Origin of the sequence: Psychrobacter sp. TB55-MNA-CIBAN-0194, from assembly GCF_040309505.1 — a bacterium.
Lineage (GTDB): Bacteria > Pseudomonadota > Gammaproteobacteria > Pseudomonadales > Moraxellaceae > Psychrobacter > Psychrobacter fozii.
The window spans coordinates 83,003-102,882 of record NZ_JBEOOW010000007.1 but is presented as its reverse complement, the minus strand read 5'-3'; the positions used below and the strand labels follow the sequence as shown (position 1 = coordinate 102,882).

At 42.1% G+C, this 19,880-nt stretch carries 17 protein-coding genes; 6 read left to right on the top strand and 11 right to left on the bottom strand.

What is annotated here, in order from left to right:
- The first annotated feature begins 141 nt into the window (after positions 1 to 141).
- Entirely contained in the window at positions 142 to 1,578 is a 1,437-nt protein-coding gene (gene radA / locus AAEY75_RS09840; RefSeq protein WP_197217417.1) for a DNA repair protein RadA, read from the top strand.
- Positions 1,579 to 1,729: 151 nt separating this feature from the next.
- Here radA and AAEY75_RS09835 read toward each other — a convergent pair whose 3' ends face one another.
- Positions 1,730 to 2,344, bottom strand: a complete 615-nt coding sequence (locus tag AAEY75_RS09835) for a septal ring lytic transglycosylase RlpA family protein (protein WP_110923780.1) — start codon at positions 2,342 to 2,344, stop codon at positions 1,730 to 1,732.
- Between the two features lie 853 nt (positions 2,345 to 3,197).
- Positions 3,198 to 4,340 carry a rod shape-determining protein RodA gene (rodA, locus tag AAEY75_RS09830; RefSeq protein ID WP_197101499.1) on the bottom strand — a complete coding sequence of 381 codons (1,143 nt, stop codon included), beginning with the start codon at positions 4,338 to 4,340 and terminating at the stop codon, positions 3,198 to 3,200.
- Positions 4,341 to 4,833: 493 nt separating this feature from the next.
- Between rodA and AAEY75_RS09825 the strand changes: the two genes are divergently transcribed.
- Both AAEY75_RS09825 and AAEY75_RS09820 read left to right on the top strand, forming a co-directional pair.
- Positions 4,834 to 5,733 (top strand): D-Ala-D-Ala carboxypeptidase family metallohydrolase, encoded by a 900-nt coding sequence (locus AAEY75_RS09825; RefSeq protein ID WP_227681388.1) that lies wholly within the window; start codon positions 4,834 to 4,836, stop codon positions 5,731 to 5,733.
- A gap of 232 nt (positions 5,734 to 5,965) precedes the next feature.
- On the top strand, positions 5,966 to 6,535 hold the full coding sequence (locus AAEY75_RS09820) for a hypothetical protein (RefSeq protein WP_110923783.1): 570 nt from the start codon (positions 5,966 to 5,968) through the stop codon (positions 6,533 to 6,535).
- Positions 6,536 to 6,615: 80 nt separating this feature from the next.
- Here the strand turns inward: AAEY75_RS09820 and AAEY75_RS09815 are convergent, their stop codons facing one another.
- The 3 genes from AAEY75_RS09815 to AAEY75_RS09805 all read right to left on the bottom strand — a co-directional run bounded on the left by AAEY75_RS09815 (position 6,616) and on the right by AAEY75_RS09805 (position 10,108).
- Positions 6,616 to 8,184: a M16 family metallopeptidase gene (locus AAEY75_RS09815; RefSeq protein ID WP_197217416.1), complete on the bottom strand. Its 1,569-nt coding sequence runs from the start codon at positions 8,182 to 8,184 to the stop codon at positions 6,616 to 6,618.
- 54 nt (positions 8,185 to 8,238) lie between these two features.
- Entirely contained in the window at positions 8,239 to 9,738 is a 1,500-nt protein-coding gene (locus AAEY75_RS09810; RefSeq protein WP_413786947.1) for a M16 family metallopeptidase, read from the bottom strand.
- Between the two features lie 205 nt (positions 9,739 to 9,943).
- On the bottom strand, positions 9,944 to 10,108 hold the full coding sequence (locus tag AAEY75_RS09805) for a hypothetical protein (RefSeq protein ID WP_197101362.1): 165 nt from the start codon (positions 10,106 to 10,108) through the stop codon (positions 9,944 to 9,946).
- Between the two features lie 777 nt (positions 10,109 to 10,885).
- On the opposite strand from AAEY75_RS09805, the gene ftsY reads away from it, so the two are divergent.
- Together ftsY and AAEY75_RS09795 are read left to right on the top strand one after the other, a co-directional pair.
- Positions 10,886 to 11,797 (top strand): signal recognition particle-docking protein FtsY, encoded by a 912-nt coding sequence (gene ftsY / locus AAEY75_RS09800; RefSeq protein WP_227680899.1) that lies wholly within the window; start codon positions 10,886 to 10,888, stop codon positions 11,795 to 11,797.
- A 226-nt stretch (positions 11,798 to 12,023) separates the two neighbouring features.
- On the top strand, positions 12,024 to 12,596 hold the full coding sequence (locus tag AAEY75_RS09795; protein WP_352259482.1) for a methylated-DNA--[protein]-cysteine S-methyltransferase: 573 nt from the start codon (positions 12,024 to 12,026) through the stop codon (positions 12,594 to 12,596).
- A gap of 78 nt (positions 12,597 to 12,674) precedes the next feature.
- On the opposite strand, the gene AAEY75_RS17540 is transcribed toward AAEY75_RS09795, so the two are convergent.
- The 4 genes from AAEY75_RS17540 to AAEY75_RS09780 all read right to left on the bottom strand — a co-directional run bounded on the left by AAEY75_RS17540 (position 12,675) and on the right by AAEY75_RS09780 (position 16,249).
- Positions 12,675 to 12,800: a FeoB-associated Cys-rich membrane protein gene (locus AAEY75_RS17540; RefSeq protein WP_502944400.1), complete on the bottom strand. Its 126-nt coding sequence runs from the start codon at positions 12,798 to 12,800 to the stop codon at positions 12,675 to 12,677.
- A 10-nt stretch (positions 12,801 to 12,810) separates the two neighbouring features.
- Positions 12,811 to 14,730, bottom strand: coding sequence for a ferrous iron transport protein B (gene feoB / locus AAEY75_RS09790; RefSeq protein WP_352259481.1), 1,920 nt, complete (start codon positions 14,728 to 14,730; stop codon positions 12,811 to 12,813).
- Between the two features lie 199 nt (positions 14,731 to 14,929).
- On the bottom strand, positions 14,930 to 15,268 hold the full coding sequence (locus AAEY75_RS09785) for a FeoA family protein (protein ID WP_197101367.1): 339 nt from the start codon (positions 15,266 to 15,268) through the stop codon (positions 14,930 to 14,932).
- A 231-nt stretch (positions 15,269 to 15,499) separates the two neighbouring features.
- Positions 15,500 to 16,249 (bottom strand): YebC/PmpR family DNA-binding transcriptional regulator, encoded by a 750-nt coding sequence (locus tag AAEY75_RS09780; protein WP_194196659.1) that lies wholly within the window; start codon positions 16,247 to 16,249, stop codon positions 15,500 to 15,502.
- A gap of 318 nt (positions 16,250 to 16,567) precedes the next feature.
- Between AAEY75_RS09780 and AAEY75_RS09775 the strand changes: the two genes are divergently transcribed.
- Positions 16,568 to 17,398 (top strand): ion transporter, encoded by an 831-nt coding sequence (locus AAEY75_RS09775; protein WP_110923789.1) that lies wholly within the window; start codon positions 16,568 to 16,570, stop codon positions 17,396 to 17,398.
- Positions 17,399 to 17,441: 43 nt separating this feature from the next.
- On the opposite strand, the gene AAEY75_RS09770 is transcribed toward AAEY75_RS09775, so the two are convergent.
- Together AAEY75_RS09770 and aroQ are read right to left on the bottom strand one after the other, a co-directional pair.
- Complete coding sequence (locus AAEY75_RS09770; RefSeq protein ID WP_110923790.1) at positions 17,442 to 18,743, bottom strand: ABC1 kinase family protein; 1,302 nt, start codon at positions 18,741 to 18,743, stop codon at positions 17,442 to 17,444.
- A 144-nt stretch (positions 18,744 to 18,887) separates the two neighbouring features.
- Positions 18,888 to 19,424 carry a type II 3-dehydroquinate dehydratase gene (gene aroQ, locus AAEY75_RS09765; RefSeq protein ID WP_197217407.1) on the bottom strand — a complete coding sequence of 179 codons (537 nt, stop codon included), beginning with the start codon at positions 19,422 to 19,424 and terminating at the stop codon, positions 18,888 to 18,890.
- Positions 19,425 to 19,880: the final 456 nt, after the last annotated feature.

Genomic DNA, 19,880 nt, shown 5'->3' with positions numbered 1-19,880 from the left:
AGTCCGTCATGATTACAGCTGATTGGTCTCTAAGTCATTCTTAAACTAATACTTATATGTAAACTAGACTAGCACTCATACAAGTGTCACGATATTTTCCCAGTTATTTTTGATTGAACACCTGAATAAGGCTCATAAATTATGGCAAAAAATAAGAGCAGTTATGTCTGTCAGCATTGCGGTGCGCATTTTGGTAAGTGGGCAGGTCAGTGTACCGATTGTGGCGAATGGAATAGCTTGGTCGAAGCGCCTAATGTCAGCATGCCACATCATAATAAAAACACAGCCAAACCTAATGCCAGTCGTGCCGTCTCTCGTAGTACTGGTGCACCTGCGGGTAATTATTCAGGTACCCATAGCGCGGTTATGCCGCTTAATGCAGTCAGTGTAACGTTAGACACGCGCCTACCAACGGGCATTGGTGAGTTTGATCGAGTGCTAGGTGGTGGATTGGTCGCTGGTTCTGTAGTACTGATAGGCGGTGACCCTGGTATTGGTAAGTCGACTATTCTGTTGCAAACGGCGACTAATATGGCACGTGCTGATTCACTGGCAGGTAGTGCACTGTATGTGACAGGTGAAGAGTCACTTGCACAAGTAGCCATGCGTGCCAAACGTTTGGATTTGCCTGCAGATAGGCTGCGCGTACTCGCTGAAACCAATGTGGAGACAATTTGTGCGGCTTTGACACAAGAGCAGCCTGCGATTGCTATTATTGACTCTATTCAGACGATTTATACAGATGCGATCAACTCTGCACCGGGCGGTGTCAGTCAGATTCGAGAGTCTGCGGCGATTTTGACCCGCTATGCTAAGCAAACGGGCACCGCACTATTCTTAGTGGGTCATGTGACGAAAGAGGGCACGCTAGCAGGACCTCGTGTACTCGAGCATATGGTAGATACAGTGTTGTACTTCGAAGGTCAGTCAGACTCCAAGTTTCGCATGATTCGTGCCGTTAAAAACCGTTTTGGTGCAGTGAATGAGTTGGGTATTTTTGGTATGACTGACATGGGTCTCAAAGAAGTCGCCAATCCATCAGCGATATTTTTGAGTCGTTATGATAAACCTGTGGCTGGTTCTGTTGTCATGGTCAGTCGCGAAGGCACAAGACCTCTATTGGTAGAAGTACAGGCCTTAGTTGATGATTCACAAGGTTCACCTAGACGGATGGCATTGGGGTTGGACTTTCAGCGTCTGTCTATGTTGTTAGCTGTCATGCACCGTCATGGTGGTATTCATACCAGTGGGCAAGATGTCTATGTCAATGTGGTCGGTGGTGTCAAAGTCATAGAGACAGGATCTGATTTAGCAGTGTTATTGGCCTGTGCCTCAAGCATTAAGGAACGGGCATTGCCATCGTCATTAGCGGTCTTTGGTGAAGTAGGACTCTCTGGTGAAATTCGCCCTGTACCTAATGGGCAAGAGCGTCTCAAAGAAGCGATGAAGCATGGATTCAAGCATGCCATCATTCCAAAGGCCAATGCGCCTGCTAAGAATGCACCTCAGTTTAAAGGTATTAATGTCATTGCTGTAGAGCGGCTTGATGATGCGATTGAGAGCGCATTTGAATTGTAAGGTCTTATGTCTTTGATTCTGATATAGTCAATTTAAGCTAAATAAAAAAGCGCCTAACTCATCATGGTTAGGCGCTTTTTATTGTTTGATATAGCTATTAGATAGATAAAGGTTGCGGCAGGACGATTGTGATAAAACTATTGCGGCAGAACTATGGTCCTGAAACACGCTCAATAGAAACGTTACCAACCCCTTTGTTCGTAATACCTAGGCGTTTAGCAGCGCCATAAGATAGATCTAATACACGGTTACCATGGAATGGACCACGGTCATTCACTTTTACCACGACGCTTTTACCGTTTGTCTTATTGGTAACTTTAACATAACAGTTCAATGGCAATGAGCGATGTGCCGCCGTCAATGCGTTCATGTCAAAGGTTTCGCCACTGGCTGTTTTACGGCCATGGAACTTACGACCATACCAAGACGCTAGGCCAGTCTGCTTAAATTTGCTGACTGAATTAGAGGCAACGGCTGTCAGACGCTCTAGTACATCTTCATCGTTGCTTACTTGGGTTGAGTCATTAGCCAACAGTGAACTGCTAAGTGCTAAAGAAGTAGGTTGACGTGCTGACTTAACCAAACTTGATGCACCATCATGTTGACGGCTAAGCTCACCAAGCACACGATCGATATGGGAGGCGTTATCTTGTGAAATCATCGCAAGGGAGGTTTTGGAGTCTACAGCATTGGCATTAGTAACGGCTGCAGAGCCAGCAAACAATACTGCTGATACGGTAAGTAAACCAGATAAACGCTTATTCATAGATACCTCTATAACATGTACATTAAAACCTAACTCTAATCATGTTAGATAAAGTGTCACAGTATCCGTTCGAATTAACTGTGTCATACACTCTGAAGCCGCATTATCAATCTAGTTTTTATATAATGATTGATACCAGATAGGACTTTTATAGATTTTAATATAGGGTAATTTTTCATCATCATAAGTCGGTTACAGTCACTTAACTGAAAGTACTTATGACACGCTCAAATGATAGTCAACGATATTCATAAAGCACATTACTTAAATAGGAAAGTTAAGTACTAAACCTATTACCTAATAAATGACTTTACGTATAACTTTGTGGCTAAACCGTTAATTAAGTAGTGTATTTGAAAGCTCAAAATCTACGAGCTGCTTACTATACGGCTAGGCTACAACTAGAATATAATTGAATGAAAACTTTTTTAGTAGCTCTGTACGGGTTATGTATCAAAGTACATTTGAACGAGGTTAACGCAATTATTTGTAAAAAACAAGGATTAAAATCTATCAGTACTATTTATGGAGGTATATTTCTCGAGAAAGGAATTAAAGATAAAATTGGTGTTTATGTGATATATATCAACTATTTATAAGTGTTTTTTATAGCGTGTATGAGTGATTTTTTGACGGCCATTATATTTTTTATTGAAATAGTCAGATACTAAAAATCATTAGTTAGGTTTAATATTTGATTGTTTAATATTCATGCTCAGTTGTTTTTAAATTCACTGCTGTCTAAATCCACTACTTTAATCCGTTAATTTAATGATTAAAAGATTTGATAGGAGGAGTGCTATTCTATTTTACTCCTCCCAGTTATCTTTAAGTGTTTTTTGACAAATCAGCGTTAACCTGATTTATGGGTGTGAATAGACATTAGCAGCCCAAAGCCTGCCATTAGCGTTACGATAGCAGTACCACCATAGCTGATAAAAGGTAGAGGGACACCAACCACAGGTAAAATACCACCAACCATACCGACATTGACGAATACATAAACAAAGAAGGACATGGCAATAGCACCTGCTAACAATCTGCTATAGGCATCAGGGTGGGTAAAGGCAATGTACAAGGCGCGCATGAGGATACAAGAGTAAATAAACATCAATAGCAACACACCTAGCAAGCCAAACTCTTCAGAAAAAGCGGCAATAATAAAATCCGTATGACCCTCTGGTAAGAAGTGCAGGTGCGACTGCGTACCTTCTAAGTAGCCTTTTCCTGTAAGGCCACCAGACCCAATAGCGGTTTTGGATTGAATGATATTCCAACCAGCCCCTTGAACATCGGCTTCAGGATTTAGCAATGTCATGACGCGTGTTCGCTGATAGTCGTGTAATAGAAAGTTCCAAGCGAAGGCGATAAGAGGTACTGCTAGAATGGCTGCTGCTGAAATCAGTCGCCAAGATAGCCCTGCTAAGAACAACACAAAAATACCGCTGGCTGCTACCAATATCGAGGTGCCAAGGTCAGGCTCTTTGGCAATCAATAACACAGGTACTATGATTAATCCCAACGTGATAGCGATACTAGAAGCGGACGGTGGCAGCTCACGTTTGGACAGAAACCAAGCACACATCATCGGCATGCCCAGCCTCATAAATTCTGATGGCTGAACACTACCAAACCCAGGTAGGTTAATCCAGCGCTGAGCACCCATACGTACTTCACCGATGATATCAACTAGCACCAACAGTATGAGCCCAAGCACATAAAATATGGGCGTAAAGGTACGATAAATACTAGGAGGTATCTGCGCCATAATAACCATAACCGTAAACGCCACACCATAGCTGATCATCTGGCGTATGACCATATTAACGTCTTGGGCTGCAGCACTGTATAAAATCGTCAAACCAATGCAGCAAACCGTTAATAAAAGCAGGGTTAGCCATGGGTCGATATGAATACGCTGCCATAGCGTTGGTGCATGACCTTGGCCGAAGTGATGGCTCTGACGTGAAAAACGATATTGCGGATTAGAAGACATAGGCAAAGTGAGTCTGGCAATTGGTGTAAAAGAAAAGTTTTATCTAATGATATAGATTCAGAGAGAACAGGGTGTTATTTACTAGGGCGTGTCTTCAATTCACCCGATAGTCATCTAAATGGGCTAAAAATGGCTAAAAATGGCTAAAAATGGCTAAATCTTGCCAAACATCGTCAAATAGCTGGTTAATATCTCGATATCATCTGCGCTATTTTTCTTGTTTGACGGCAATTTATCTCATTTTTATCACCATTTTTGAAATGAAGACATGCCCTAGTGCAATGTTGCGTAAAAAGTAACACCTAAGCAATAAAGTCACATAATTATAAAAATTATGAGGATAAGTGTTAATTACGAATATCACACCTCTGATTAGAAGCGATAGTTTAGCCTGCTTGCTGAAAATTTGATAGTATCGATAAAACGTTTTTAGCGGTAGTCTCTTGCGATGATCAATATAACAGCCCGAAACTATAGGCATATTCAGCAGCCTATGATTGCATTACTTGTGTGTGCCAGCAGTATTTCTGCCCATGCTGCGCTTACCAGTGATAATAGTGAACGTCGAATACAAGTACGTCAAGGTAGTAATGTCTACATTGAACCTTCCACAAATAACTCAATTCACAGCCCTGGTGTTACGATGCTGAGTGGCGACAATGCTACCAATGGCGATAGCATGCAGGGATTGATTGCTCAAAAACAGCGTGATTTTAATTTGGATGCCCGTCTATCTATCGAAGAAAACAAACGTGTCAATATCAACCGGCGTCCGCCTACTTATGGCACAGAACACAATCATGATGGCCATGAGACAGGAAACAATGATGACAATGACGCTGTCAGTGTTGACTTTAATGTCTGGCTGAATAATAACAGTTACCGTGCCAAACAAGTGGCAGAGTATCAACGCTATCTCAGCTCGCAAGTGGGCGCAAAAAACGTACCACCACTATCACAGTTATTGACTACTGCTCGTAGCTGGAGTAAATGTGGCTATGAGCCTTATCAGTTGCCTCCGCAAGAATTATGGGCAAACATTGTACCGACGTTACGTCTGTATAGTGAGCTCAAGCAGCAGGGCATCTTGCCTGCAAGTAGTGAAATACGTTCGGTATATCGTAGTCCCGGCCTCAATGATTGTGCAGGCGGTGCTGACAGCAGCAAGCACATGAATGCTAGTGCTATGGACATCTGGGTGCCAGAATATGAATATAACCCATGGCAGCGTAGTACAATGCAGGATGGATTGTGTCAATTTTGGCAATATCAGGGAAGCGGGCATAATTTTGGTTTAGGGTTATATGCGACAGGCGCTATTCATTTAGATACTGATGGCTATCGTAAGTGGGGGTTCAACCATGCGAGTAGTGGCTCGCCTTGTCGCTATTAGGATTACTTATCAATGAGTAGAATATCAGCTGTGAGATAGTTCAAAAGTAAAAAATAAACGCATGAGTCATAAATTTCTTTGGTATTAATGAATATGTTGATAAAATATATTCGCATAACTAAAAGTAACACTTATTTGATCTCTTGATTGAGTCGCTAGATAGCTTGTAAAGCTTGCCTGTCAATCTTGGTAATTCCATACTTTTGCAAGAAATTTATTATAAGTAGAATTTATGAAAAAGCAGTACTCAGCAAAAAATAATAATACCTGTAAGCCCGCCAAAAAATTTTTGAAGTTAAATAACAAGCGCATTGTTTTATTTGGTTCAGCCATTTTCTCAATTTTATTTATCAGTGCTTGCAGTCCAGATTCTATTTTTGAAGACAGTATGCCAATGACAGAGGTGACTGCTAACAATGCTGATAAAACCTTACAAGAGGCGCAAGAGATTGAAGACAATATTCGAAACTCTTATGCTCGATTGGCTTCACAACGTTCAGATGTTTGTCCAAAACTGATACAAGAGAATGTGGGTAGTCAGGTTGTTGAGCGTACTGCAGAAGTTATGGTAAATGATTATTGTGATTATTTTCTATATCCACAAGAAGGTCAAAATATTTCTGTTAAAGTTAACAACCGTCAAATCGAAGCATTATTAATAGTCCCTACATTACACAACTTTGCCAATGGTGATTATCAAGTAAGCTCTTACGACAAGCACGTGATTCGACTGGCTTATAATGGGGCAGACTATAAGCCTGAAAATTTTATTTATGACGTTGCCGTAACGATTGCCAATTAAATATGCCCTTAACTGTCTTTATCACTAAAGATAAACGTGAAGAGCGATGCTATTTCTGGCATCGCTCTTGAGCTAAGCAATTACTTTTTAGACTTCTTATCTTTCCAAGGGTCATCCTGACCGACAGTAACAATTAAAAAATCATCAGGCTTTAGCGTGTCACGCATTGTTTGATTGACCTCCGACAGCTTTACTTGGTCAATACGATTGACGTAATTGGTCAGATAATTGTCTTGTAACTGATAGAAATTCATCATACCAAGTAAACCATTAATCCCCGCATTACTCGCAAATCCCATTGGAAAACTATTCTTAAGGCCATCTGTTGTCAGCTGCATCTCGCTACTGGTAATACCCTCATCTAAAGTATCATTGATAACCTCTAAACTGGCATCAATGGCAGCACGAGCTTTATCATTACGGGTTGAAAACCCAATCTGATATGGGCCTTTTGCGAGCATTGGGTTCATAGATCCTGATATGCCGTAGGTGTAACCAAGATTTTGTCTAATTTCAGTCATCAGCCGTGCATTAAAATCTCCCCCAGCCATCACTTCGTTACCGACAGCAAAGTTTGTTTGCTGCTGCTGATCTTTTGTATTGGTAGCGCGTTTGCTGCCTAACTGGCCCATCAGTACGGTAGTTTGGGTGCTCGGAAATGGAATATGAATGTGCTTTGCTTGGCTTAGTGATTTCGGCTCAGGTAACTCCGTTGCCATTTGACCTATTGGTAGCTTGGTAGTGATATCTTCAGCCAGTTTTTTTGCTTGTGCTAGGGTTAGATTTCCTGTCATAGCAAGCGAAGCATTAGCCGCGACTAAATAACGGTTTTTAAAATCTATCAGCTGTTGTTTGCCGATATTAGGGACGCTTTCAAGCGTACCAGCGGATGGATGAGCATAGGGGTGCTCCCCGTATAGCGCCTGATCAAAAGCAATGCTGGCAAGGCTATTGGGATCTTGTTTTTGTTGCTGCAAACCGACCAATAATCGTGCTTTGTTGCGCGCTAAAATATCATCGTCAAAAGCAGGTTCGCTGAGCATCTGAGTCATTAAATCGATGGCAGGCAGTAGATGTTTATCATCAGATAAGCTCCGCAATGAGACGATAAACATGTCTTTATAGGCACTGCTGTCTAGATTGATACCCAATGTTTCAACTGCTTGTGTGAATTTGTTTTCATCCAAGCTTTTAGAGCCTTGAGTCAGCATGGTAGCTGTCATATTAGCAATACCAAAGCCGTCTTTTTGGATACTGCCATCACGTGCGCTACCCGCATTAAAGCGTAAATCGACATCGACAATTGGTAATGTTGTTGTTTGTACAAAGCGTACAGGTACACCCGATTTGGTTTTGAACTGCTGAATCGTCGGTACGTTGACGGTTAAAGATTTGGCATCCTTTAGGCTGGTCAGTTTTGATAGTGCTGCAATGGGTGCGCTCGTATCGACGGCAGCCGCTGAGCCGCGGTATTCTTCAGTAGCCGCTGAGTCCGCTTGTGCAGGTATCGTTAATATCGTCATACCGAATAATATGCCCATGCTCAGTTGAGAGAGCTTTTTAGAGGCGGTGTTTGATCGTTGTATTGGCATTCGTGCATGAATTAGAGTTTTTCTTCTTGTCTGCAACAAATCATTATTTTGAGTCATGGTTTTCTTCTTATTAATAGTAACGTCTTTATGATTGGCACAGTCACCACACCATTATTTCTTTGTATTGGCTTGGTCTTTAGGCGGGATGACATGCATGACCGTTAAATTGTCTTTTACTAAATATTTTTTACTGGCGGTTTGTATATCAGCGATCGAGATGCCATCAAGTTTGGCTGGTAGCTCGGCAAGCAGTCTGTCATCCAGTCCAATGGACTGTAATGAGCCAATCATACGTGCCTGACCTTCCATGCTGTCTTGTGCGTAGACAAGCCCTGTCACTGTGTTGGTTTTGGCACGACTGATTTCGTCGGCAGCAATTGGATCGGTTTTTAGCTTCTCTATCTCAGTCATAATGGCTTGCTGTGCTTGTTCTAAGCTCACGCCTTCACGTGGAGTTGCTTGAATTAGGAACAGACCATCGCCGCGATCGAGCAAATCATAAGACGTTCCTACTGTGGTCAGTAGTCCTTGCTCACGTATCAGTCGACTCTCAAGGCGAGCAGACAAGCCACCATCTAATACATCTTGAGCCAGTGAGAGCGCATACGCTTGTTTTTCATTATTTTCACCTGCTGTGACGAGGCTAGGTACGTTATAGCCCATTAATAAAACCGGTACTTGTACGGCTTGCTCGGAGTCGACTTTCTGATAGCCACGGAAGCCTTTTTGGCTGACAGTAGGGCGTTTCGGTAAAGTGCTCGGCGTTAGCTCACCGAAGTATCGTTTGGCCTGAGCCAACACGTCTTGAGGGTCGACATCACCGACGATGACTAAGGTTGCATTGTTTGGCGCGTACCATTTTTGATACCAGTCTTTTAACTCTGGAAGCGTTATTGATTCAAGCTCGCTCATGGGGCCGATGACGGACTCACCTTTTGGACTATCAGGCAGTGCGAGTAAACGAAATGACTCGTATGCTTTTGCCAGTGGATTGTCATCGGTACGTTGACGGCGCTCTTCCATGACAACTTGGTGCTCTTTGACAAACTCTTTTTCATTGAACAGTAGATTTTTCATGCGATCTGCTTCTAGCTCAAGCGCTAGGGGGAATCGGTTGGCAGGGAACAGCTCGTAATAACCCGTATAGTCGTAGCTCGTAAAGGCATTATTGACGCCGCCAAACTTCGCAATTAAGCGCTCATAATCATCACTTGACACGTCAGTAGTGCCTTTAAACATCATATGCTCAAGTAAGTGAGAGATACCACCCTTATTGATTGGCTCATCAGTTGAACCTACTCGATACCAAATCTGAGACATGACCACTGGTGCACGATGGTCTTCTTTTATCACTATTTTCAGACCGTTCTCTAACTGATACTCATGTCGACCGGACATGTCCATGTTTAATGATGATGACTGATTGTCATTGGTCGTTTGGTTTTGACCTGCTCTATCTTGGTTCAATATGCTCGGAGTTACTGGAGTTTGAGCGGTAGACAATGGCTTCGGATCGATAGCATTGGTTTGACAAGCGGCAAGGGTCGTCATCATTGCGATGGAACAAGCAATGCGTAAAGCGGTTTTAGGTAGTGGTAAAGACAATGTCATGATGTGTTCTACTCATATAAAATGATAGCTTGTAAACTGATGATTGATAAATCAAACAATATATTAGGACAGGTTCACTATTCAGCTATGGTATAGACAGACAATGGCTATTGTTTAGACGATTGAACTTTTCAGACGATTTAACGTTAGAAAAGCACTGACAATTTGTGAATGTCTAATAGGCCTTAGTTGTCGTGATAAAGTGCTATAGAGAAGTATGTGCACCAACCATAACAGTAGCGGTTGGCTTGATATCATGTGTGGTGTTACAGCCTGTTGTTGCTAGTGTGGCGGTCGCTATCAGCATTACGGTACTGATACTAATTATTTTCTGTGCATGTTTTTTATAAGTGTTAGATAGTGATGACATAGGTAACTCCTAAAAGGTGATAACCAAAGTGGTTTCTAGGTATAGAATGAAACGCTAGAACAAGGAAGTAAGACTGGTAGAGTAGGTGAAGTTTAACATGTGTAAAGTCAGATTTTTGTGTCCAAACCTTAAGCAAAACTTTCTCGGTCGGTTATATGATCTCTTAAACTTATAAATTTTGACGATAGTCTATGACGGTAAGGGCTGAGCATAACCTGAATTATGCTAAACTAGGGCAAAATTATTTGTCATGTCGATGGTCAAAACATCATGACCGATAAACCCATTTAAAATAAACAAATAACTGATTGTGATAACTTTTAGGGCAAGCTTATGAATAACCCAAACAATAATAGCCGTGTGGTCATTAACCTCGATGGAGATCTTGATGACTTGGATGACGACGATATTACTTTACCCAGTCTATCGGCACAATCCGTACCCATTATCGATGAGACTGTCGATGTTGCAGCAGCGCAAAAAGACAGCACGGTAAATAAAGAAATACCAAGTATCAATGCCGTCGCTAATGCAGCAGATAATATCGCTCTGGGTTCGCCAATCGAAAGCGATACAGTTAATAAAGATAACGCCGCGACTATTTCTACTGCGCCAACCATGCCACTACAGGATCAGTTAGGGGATACATCAGCTGTTAGTGCTGCAAGTAGCAATGCTAATATTAATGCCAATAGCAATACGCAAGCGGTAACTCAGACAGCGCCAGAATCAGCAGAGAGCCAAGAAAACAATAAAAAAGGCAGTTGGTTTAATCGTATGAAAACGGGGCTGAGTAAGTCACGTAAAAACCTAGCCGAAGGTATGGTCAGTATCCTGATCGGTGGCAAAGAGATTGATGACGAGCTATTAGAAGAAGTTGAAGATCAGCTGCTTGTTGCCGATATTGGGGTGAATGCAACCAATCGTATTATCAAAAGTCTCACTGAACAGACTGCCCGTGGTGATTTGATTTATGCACACTCATTATATAAAGCATTGCAAAGTGAGCTGGTCGATATTTTAACCCCGAAAGTCGCACCTTTAGTGATTGATAGCACCAAAAAGCCGTTTGTCATCTTAGTCGTGGGTGTCAATGGTGTGGGTAAAACCACAACGATTGGTAAGCTTGCTAAGCGCTTACAAGGTGAAGGTAAATCAGTCATGTTAGCAGCGGGCGATACGTTCCGTGCTGCTGCGACAGAGCAGTTACAGATATGGGGTGAGCGTAATAACATACCAGTAGTGGCACAAGGTCATGGGTCTGATAGTGCGTCTGTCATCTTCGATGCCATGCAGTCTGCCAAAGCAAAAAACATCGATGTGTTAATCGCGGATACTGCTGGTCGTTTGCAAAACAAAACTCACTTGATGGCTGAACTAGAAAAAGTCGTACGTGTCATGCGTAAAGCTGATCCAAGCGCGCCACATGAAGGCATGATTGTGCTTGATGCTGGTACAGGACAAAATGCGATTAACCAAGTAGAGCTATTTAATAAAATCGTACCATTGACTGGTATTACCATTACCAAATTAGATGGTACGGCAAAAGGTGGCGTAGTCTTTAATATTGCTGAGACAACGGACGTGCCTATTCGCTATATTGGGGTGGGTGAGTCGATTGATGATTTACGTGCCTTTAGTCCAAAACAGTTTGTTGCCGCATTATTTGAGACTGATGATAAAGAATAAAATAGCTGTTTTCAGTTAGGGCGTGTCTCCATTTCAAAAATGGTGATAAAAATGAGATAAATCGCCGTCAAACAAGAAAAATAGCGCAGATGATATCGGGATATTAACCAGCTATTTGACGATGTTTGGCAAGATTTAGCCATTTTTAACCCATTTAGATGACTATCGATTGAATTGAAGACATGCCCTAGTAAATCATTTTTAAGACAATTGGGAAATAGATGCCATGATAGTTACCACAGCAGCCTTTGGATCACATCGATTAACGCTAATCGCCCGTGTCAATGAGCATGGTCACCCTATGCTCGTTGAGGCCAATTGGCTGCTGGCAGGTAACTCATGGCAGCACTCAAAATCTATTCCCAAACTCAAAAAGCATTATAAACTTACAGAGCAAGACTTTACCTTTATAGATAATAATAGCCTAAGCGAGAATGAACCTTCTCAAGCATTGTTAATAGAAGCCATTGCGCAATTAACGGCGTATTTTAAAGGTGAGCTTCAGACGTTTGATCTGCCAATAAATATGAGCTTGGGCACTAAATTCCAGCAGCAAGTATGGCATGCACTACAAGATATCAATCATGGCGAAACGATCAGCTATGCCACATTAGCAAAGCGTGTTGATAGTCCTAAAGGGTTTCGTGCCGTTGCTAATGCCAATAGCAAAAACCCTTTTAGTATTATCGTGCCTTGTCATCGAGTGATTGCTAGCGACGGTAAGCTTGGCGGTTATACAGGCGGGCTAGATAAAAAAGAATATCTATTAGCGCTTGAAGGCGTTACATGTAAACCATAAGCGTCAATCTGCTTTTTATGAAGCGGTTGAGTTATAAAGCAATTGAGCACCAAACCTGTTATGAGGTTTGGTGCTTTTTTATTTGGTGCATTTATTACAGCCAGAGCACCCTTGTGACTTCTTAAATATAACCTTTGTCCATACATAGTAAATAGAAATGGCAACGATTATAAAGACGATAAAATATTCTAACCATATACTCATTATTAATTCCTTAGAATCCAAAAATTTGGCCCGTTATTCGATAAACTACCCAAGCCATGACATAAGCCAATACAAACAAATAGCCAGTGATGGCCAACGTCTGCTTTAACGATTTGGTCTCACGGCGGATAACCGTCAGCGTGGCTAAACACATAGGCGCATATACGTAAAATGCTAAAAATGAAAATGCAGTCGCAAGTCCCCACTGGGCATGAATGATTGGAATAAGCGTTTGATTGATAGCTTCATCACCGACACTGCCCACGGCATAGACTGTACCCAAAGCGGCAACCACAACTTCTCTTGCTGCAAGCCCTGGAATCAAAGAAATACACATCTGCCAGGTAAAGCCAATAGGTGCAAAGATAGGCTCAATTAAATGGCCAAGCATACCAGCAAAACTGTAATCAATAGCAGGTCCAGCGGTGCCAGTAGGGGCTTCTGGAAAGGTAACCAACACCCATAGCACAACAGACAAGGTGAAAATAACGGTACCGGCTTTCATTAGAAACGCACTTACTTTGTCCCAAAGTTCACCCGCTATATGCCTCACATTGGGCATACGATACGTGGGTAGTTCCATCAGTAACGGAAAAGCAGAAGACTCTGACTTTGTGTTATGAAAATGTTTGAACAGCCAAGAGATGAGCGCCGCTGAAAACGTGCCAGCCACATATAGTATAAATAACGTAATGCCTTGTAAGTTAAATATGCCAAGTACCGTATGATTGGGTATCACAGCGGCAATAATGAGTGCGTAAATAGGTAAACGAGCAGAACAGGTTAGCATGGGCAAAACAGCAATCGCTACCAATCGTTCTGTATGACTAGGAATAGTACGGGTCGACATAACCGCTGGTACGGCGCACGCAAAACCTGATAGTAGGGGAATAAACGAGCGTCCAGACAGTCCTATCTTGGCCAATAAATTGTCTAGTAAAAAAGCGGCCCGAGGCAGATACCCTGAATCTTCAAGTATCAACAAAAATAGAAACAGTAATGCAATTTGTGGCACAAATACCACGACGCTGCCCACGCCAGCCACGATGCCATCAACAATGAGACTTTGTAATATTCCATCCGGTAGCCATTGTGATAACAGAGTTCCCACGCTGCCTACTAGCCACTCAATGCTGTCCATCAGCGGTGTGGCCCATGCATATACTGCTTGAAATATGACAAATAAAATCATTAATAAGATGACAACACCTATCACGGGGTGAAGTGTCAATTGGTCCAAACGTTCATGCCATCTGGGCAAACGCTGTGCTGCCGTCACGGCTCGGCTGAGAATATCGTCAGCCTGTTGGTACATCGTATGGGTGTCAGTATCAGTCTCAAAAAAATGTATGGGCTGCTCGCTATCACCAATATAATCAATCAGCTCATCGGCTAAAGTGAGTAATTTCGCACAGCCTTTACGTTTAATGGCGACTGTCTGGACAAAAGGAACGCCAAGCTCATTTGCTAGTATCGACTCATCGACGACCAGACCACGGCTTTGTGCCACATCACTTAGGTTGAGCGCCATGATGATGGGTGAGCCTAAGTTTTTTAGCTCTAGCAACATACGTAATGACATACGTAGATTGGTTGCGTCAGCCACAAATATAATCCCATCAGGGACAGATTCGCCTGGCATCTGACCAAACAGTACTTTACGAGTGACTTCTTCATCGAGACTGGCTGTTTTTAAACTATAAGTGCCCGGTAGATCTAAAATATTGACATTTGAGTGCCCAAGTAGGCTAGCACTGCGTTTATCAACCGTGACACCAGAGTAGTTTGCCACTTTAGCTTTAGAGCCTGTAAGCACATTGAAGGTAGCTGTTTTGCCGCAATTGGGTGCGCCGACCAAAGCCAGTGTTATAGGAGCAGTGCTGGCTTTTATTTGATTGGCTGGTACTGAAAGGGTTGCTGAAGAGGTCATAAGCTTATGAATCGCTGTTAAAGGGCTGGTATTGTCATTCCACTAAAAAAGCGTTACTGCGTTAACCTCGCTTGACGTATTTAATATACGTATACACTCGGTTGCCTTGTACTACTTTTAAATGGAATCGACTATATGAAAAAAGCGTTTGGATAGAGCACGTGGGCATCCAACAATTAGTGCCTTTTATCATTTGCCTTTATGTGACAGCGCGGCATTGTATTTTTATCAGTTCATCGGCACGTAAGCTAAATTGTGCGCCTGTGCTCAGCTGCACTGCATAAGGTGGTTTACCAAACAATCCTTTGGCTACAATGTGAATTAACGTATTGGGTAAAAACCCTAAGTCTTTTAGTCGTTGACTGATAGCCCCATCGATCTCACCAAACCGACTATTGGCGACAATCTCATCAATGATGGCAGGTTGACGCTTATCGAAATCCAGTAATGAACACACAGGAGATGATGTGGTTTTGTTATCAGAAAGAGTAGACGTATCGGTAGTGGGGCGTTGAGAAGGGAGGATCGTAACACTCATAGAGAGTCCTTAATTATTCGCATTATTGCAAATAATAACTATTACTGTTTTTGTGCGATTATATTCCTCAACTTTCACAAAAACAATATCCATAAGGTGGCTTGTGACAACAAAAAACCAGACAGTAAGAAACTGTCTGGCTCTAAAGTTTAAATGATTAATACTAAAGGTTATTTCTAATATTTAGGTCTCAAAGTTCAGCAACATAGGCCAGATTTGAGACTATATTAATTATCCTTCAAGCTGTGCCATTACGTCAGCAGAGAAGTTCACATTGCTATAAACCTCTTGTACATCATCGATATCTTCTAGCATATCAATCATTTTCATGACTTTTTCGGCATCTTCAACATTGTCTATTTCGGCAATGGTTGATGGTGACATGGTTACTTCCGCATTGTCAGAAACAAGACCCGCTGCATTAAGCGCGTCTTGAACTTGACCGAAGCTTTCCCATTCAGTGATGACAAGTAAGCTTTCACCATCATTTTCGATATCGAGTGCGCCAGCATCTAGTGCCGCCAGCATGACTTCATCCTCTAAGCTTACATCGTTAAAGGTGATTTCGCCGCGTTTGGTAAACAGATAAGCCACTGAACCTGTAGTGCCAAGATTACCCTCGTTCTTCGTAAAAGCATGACGTACTTCGCTGACCGTACGATTTAGGTTGTCAGTCATGGTCTCGACCAGTACGGCCACACCGCCCACGCCGTAGCCTTCATAGCTGACATCTTCCATATTTTCATTATCGCCGCCGCCTGTACCACGATCGACCGCACGGTTAATTGTGTCGCGGGTCATGTTGACTGATAGTGCTTTTTCGATCACGGCACGTAAGCGCGGGTTTTTATCAGGGTCGGGGTCACCTTGCTTGGCAGCAGAAACAATTTCACGGATAATCTTGGTAAATACTTTACCTTTTACCGCATCCTGACGAGCTTTGCGGTGTTTGATATTTGCCCACTTTGAATGGCCTGCCATATAACATCCTTAAGTTCTGCGTACTATTTATTGTGCTTAAAAAAAGTGTTTAATAATCATCTTTCATACTAAGTCACGTGTCTTATCAGATAGATAGTCTATCTCTTTTACGTAATAGAGCTACTGACACGTTAACGATTTGTATGTTGTTGAGAGTGCTTTTTTGCTACACTGTGGCAACTTATAGATTGTATTCACTGTGATAAGTGAGCAATATTATAAACCAGTTTTGTGTATTTTGACTAACTTGGCCTTATCCATCACATTTTAAGTCATTGGATGCCATCAAGCCATTGATTTTATGAAGTTACTGACTCTATGAAGCAACTCACTGCCGAAGCCATTACACACTTGCGTAACCGTATCCATGTCATTATTGAAGGCACGGACACTCGTTTAGGCAAGCTTTTTGATATTGTATTATTGATTGCAATCTTGGCCAGTGTGGCTGTGGTGATGCTTGATAGCGTGCTATATATGCGCCTGCAGTATGGCACCATATTCTTTTACGCAGAATGGTTTTTTACCATTTTATTTACGATGGAATATGCCTTAAGGTTATTTTCAGCCCCCAATCGCTTGCGTTACGTTTTTAGTTTCTTTGGGGTTGTGGATTTGTTGTCCGTATTACCAAGTTACTTAAGCCTAATGTTCGTAGGTGTGCAGTATCTACTCGTCATACGTGTTTTGCGCATTTTACGTATCTTTCGCGTACTCAAGCTCAAAGCTTATATGCAGCAGGCGGGTTTTTTGGCCTCGGCGCTCAAGACCAGTCAGCAAAAAATCACGGTATTCTTCTTATCTCTCGTACTACTAGTCACGATTTTTGGTTCGATTATTTACGTAGTAGAAGGACCAGAAAACGGTTTTACCAGTATTCCACTGTCTATCTACTGGGCGGTCGTTACGATGACTACAGTAGGTTATGGTGATATGTCACCCAAGACCCCGCTTGGTCAAGCGATTGCGAGCATGGTCATGATTACGGGTTATTCGATCATTGCCGTACCCACAGGTATTTTCACTTCTGAGCTAGCACGTAATATGCGTCCTCAACTAAATCCTGTTACTTGTCCCAACTGTGGTAAGTTTGGTCACGCCATCGCAGCAGAGTTTTGTGATCGCTGTGGACATGCGCTGCACGTTTAGTATGGCCTAGCAGCTTTGATGTGTTTTTCTACTTAGTGCAATGCTATATATCGATGTACTCACTGATAAGCGGCGATAAGTCAATATCTACGCCCAGATTGACCAAATTCCAATACTGCCCTGACACGGTTCGGTCGAGCATCATGGTCGTTGCAGAGGGCTGAAATTGACCAAAATACTTTAAAGATGTTCGCATTTGTGCAATGGCTTCGTGGTGTATTTGACTGCTACCAAAATCGAAAGTACCTGTTTGATAAGGTTCAATAGAGAAGGGCTTTAGGCCAATGGATAGCCATTTCTCATAGAATTCACCAGGGATGTTTTTATCATCATCACGGCGAATATCTAGCGCCACCAAATCTTGCTCAAGAGCAGTGACGTCACTTTTGATCGCATGTTTAGCGAAACGTCGAAACAGTTGAACCTCGTTGTCACTATAACTGCGAATACCACCGAAATCATAAGCCACGACGCTGCCGTCTTTGCGAAAGGCAAAGTTGCCAGGATGTGGATCACAGTGCATACGGTACAATCCAAACAGCTGGCCTGCAGTAAAATGAAATAGGCGCTTGGCTATTTCTTGTTTGATATCATTATCCCAACTCGCTGCGACGGTTAGCGTTTCTCCCATCTCTTCAGTCAGTGTCAAAATCCGTTTAGATGAGTGGCTACTAATAACTTTCGGAATAATAAGACCTTCGTCCTCTGCATGAAACGCACCAAATACGCGTAAGTTATGCGCTTCTTTGATATAGTCCAACTCATCATGCAAACTTTGGCGAATCTCATGAAACAACTGTTCTTGTAGTTGCTTACTCATATTGAGCACACCAGCGATTTTCAAAGCCATGCGTACTTGTTTAAGATCACTATCACAGTTTTCATCCACATCGGGATATTGAACTTTGACGACGACTCTTTGACCAGAGGGCAATACTGCCTTGTGCACTTGTCCAATAGAGGCAGCGGCAAATGGTGTCTCTTCGAATTCGTTGAATAATTCTCCCACAGGCGCTTTGAGCTCACGTTCTATTTGAGCTTGTATCTGTGCGTATGGCATAGGCGGCGCATCTTTTTGCAGCTTTTCTAGAGCTGTGGCAACCTCAGGTGGGAACACGTCTTTATATTGTGACGCGATTTGCCCCACTTTCATGACGGCGCCTTTCATTTCACCAAGCGTCTCGGCTATTTGAATGCCCACATCTTGCATGAGCTCCGAGCGTGCTTGCAGACGTTTCTCTTCATCGCTTGATAGGTGCTTAAATGAGTTTTTAGCTGCTTTTCCGGCAATACTTGCAGTCATGCCGGCGAGTTTCATAAAGCGCTTTCCAGACGATTTTGCCATTCATATCACCGTATATTGGGTTGTTTATTCAGCCATAATGCTATTATTTTAATCAAAATGTTACCGTTTAACTGAGCCATCTTTAGTACATATAAGCAATTATTATTAGCACTTAAAACCACCACTTCAAAAAACCGATAAATGTTAGTCGCTAAGATTGATAGAGTAGAGGTTGTTGAGCCAATAATCTAGTGCCATTTGATATCCTATCTGTCCCAAACCACAAATCACACCGACTGCGACATCGCTCAAATAAGAATGATGGCGAAAAGGCTCACGTGCATGAACGTTAGATAAGTGTACTTCTATAAATGGCTTTTGTGTGGCCAATAGGGCATCACGTAGAGCAACTGAAGTATGCGTAAATGCAGCAGGGTTGATGATAATAGCATCTACTTGCACTGTTGCATCTGCTAACAATCCATGATGTTGGATGTCATCTACTAACTGACCTTCATGGTTTGATTGTATGCAAATCAATTCGATATCATACTGAGCAGCACGCGCAATCAAACGTTTTTCGATATCAGCAAGCGTCGCATGACCATAAATATCAGGTTCACGCTTACCCAATAAATTTAGATTGACCCCGTTAACCAACAGCAGCTTATGAGTGAGTGTATTGCTGTTGCTCTGACTAGAAGGCTTTGATGCTGCGGTAGATTGTGAAGAGGTCGTCATACTGGTCTCTATAGCGATTAGGTAAAGGGAGTGGTTTATTCTTTATTGTAAGGCATAAGGGTCGTAGAAAAAGAGAATTATGTCACCCAATGGTGCTTATTTGTTTATGATAGCAGCTTGCTAGTAGTGGTTATAAAAAAATTACATGAAAAATCAACCTGAAAGTAAAAAAGCATGCTGAAAGTCTTTATGTTGCTAAAAACCCGTGCTATGATATTTTTTATGCAATAATTATTGCAAGTTTGTTGCTATAGCTAAAGTAAGGCTAATATGAAAGTCCCTTATTGTCTCTATAAGCGTAAAGAATGTTTGTAGAGATAATTGTCTATCATAAAAGCTATATTTTAGTAATAGTGGTTAGTGTAGGACTCTTAAGTTTTTTGATTTCATAATCTTAGATCCCGTTTGTATGCAATGTTGCAAAGGAATTTGGGGCTAAGCGGACTTTTTTAGGAA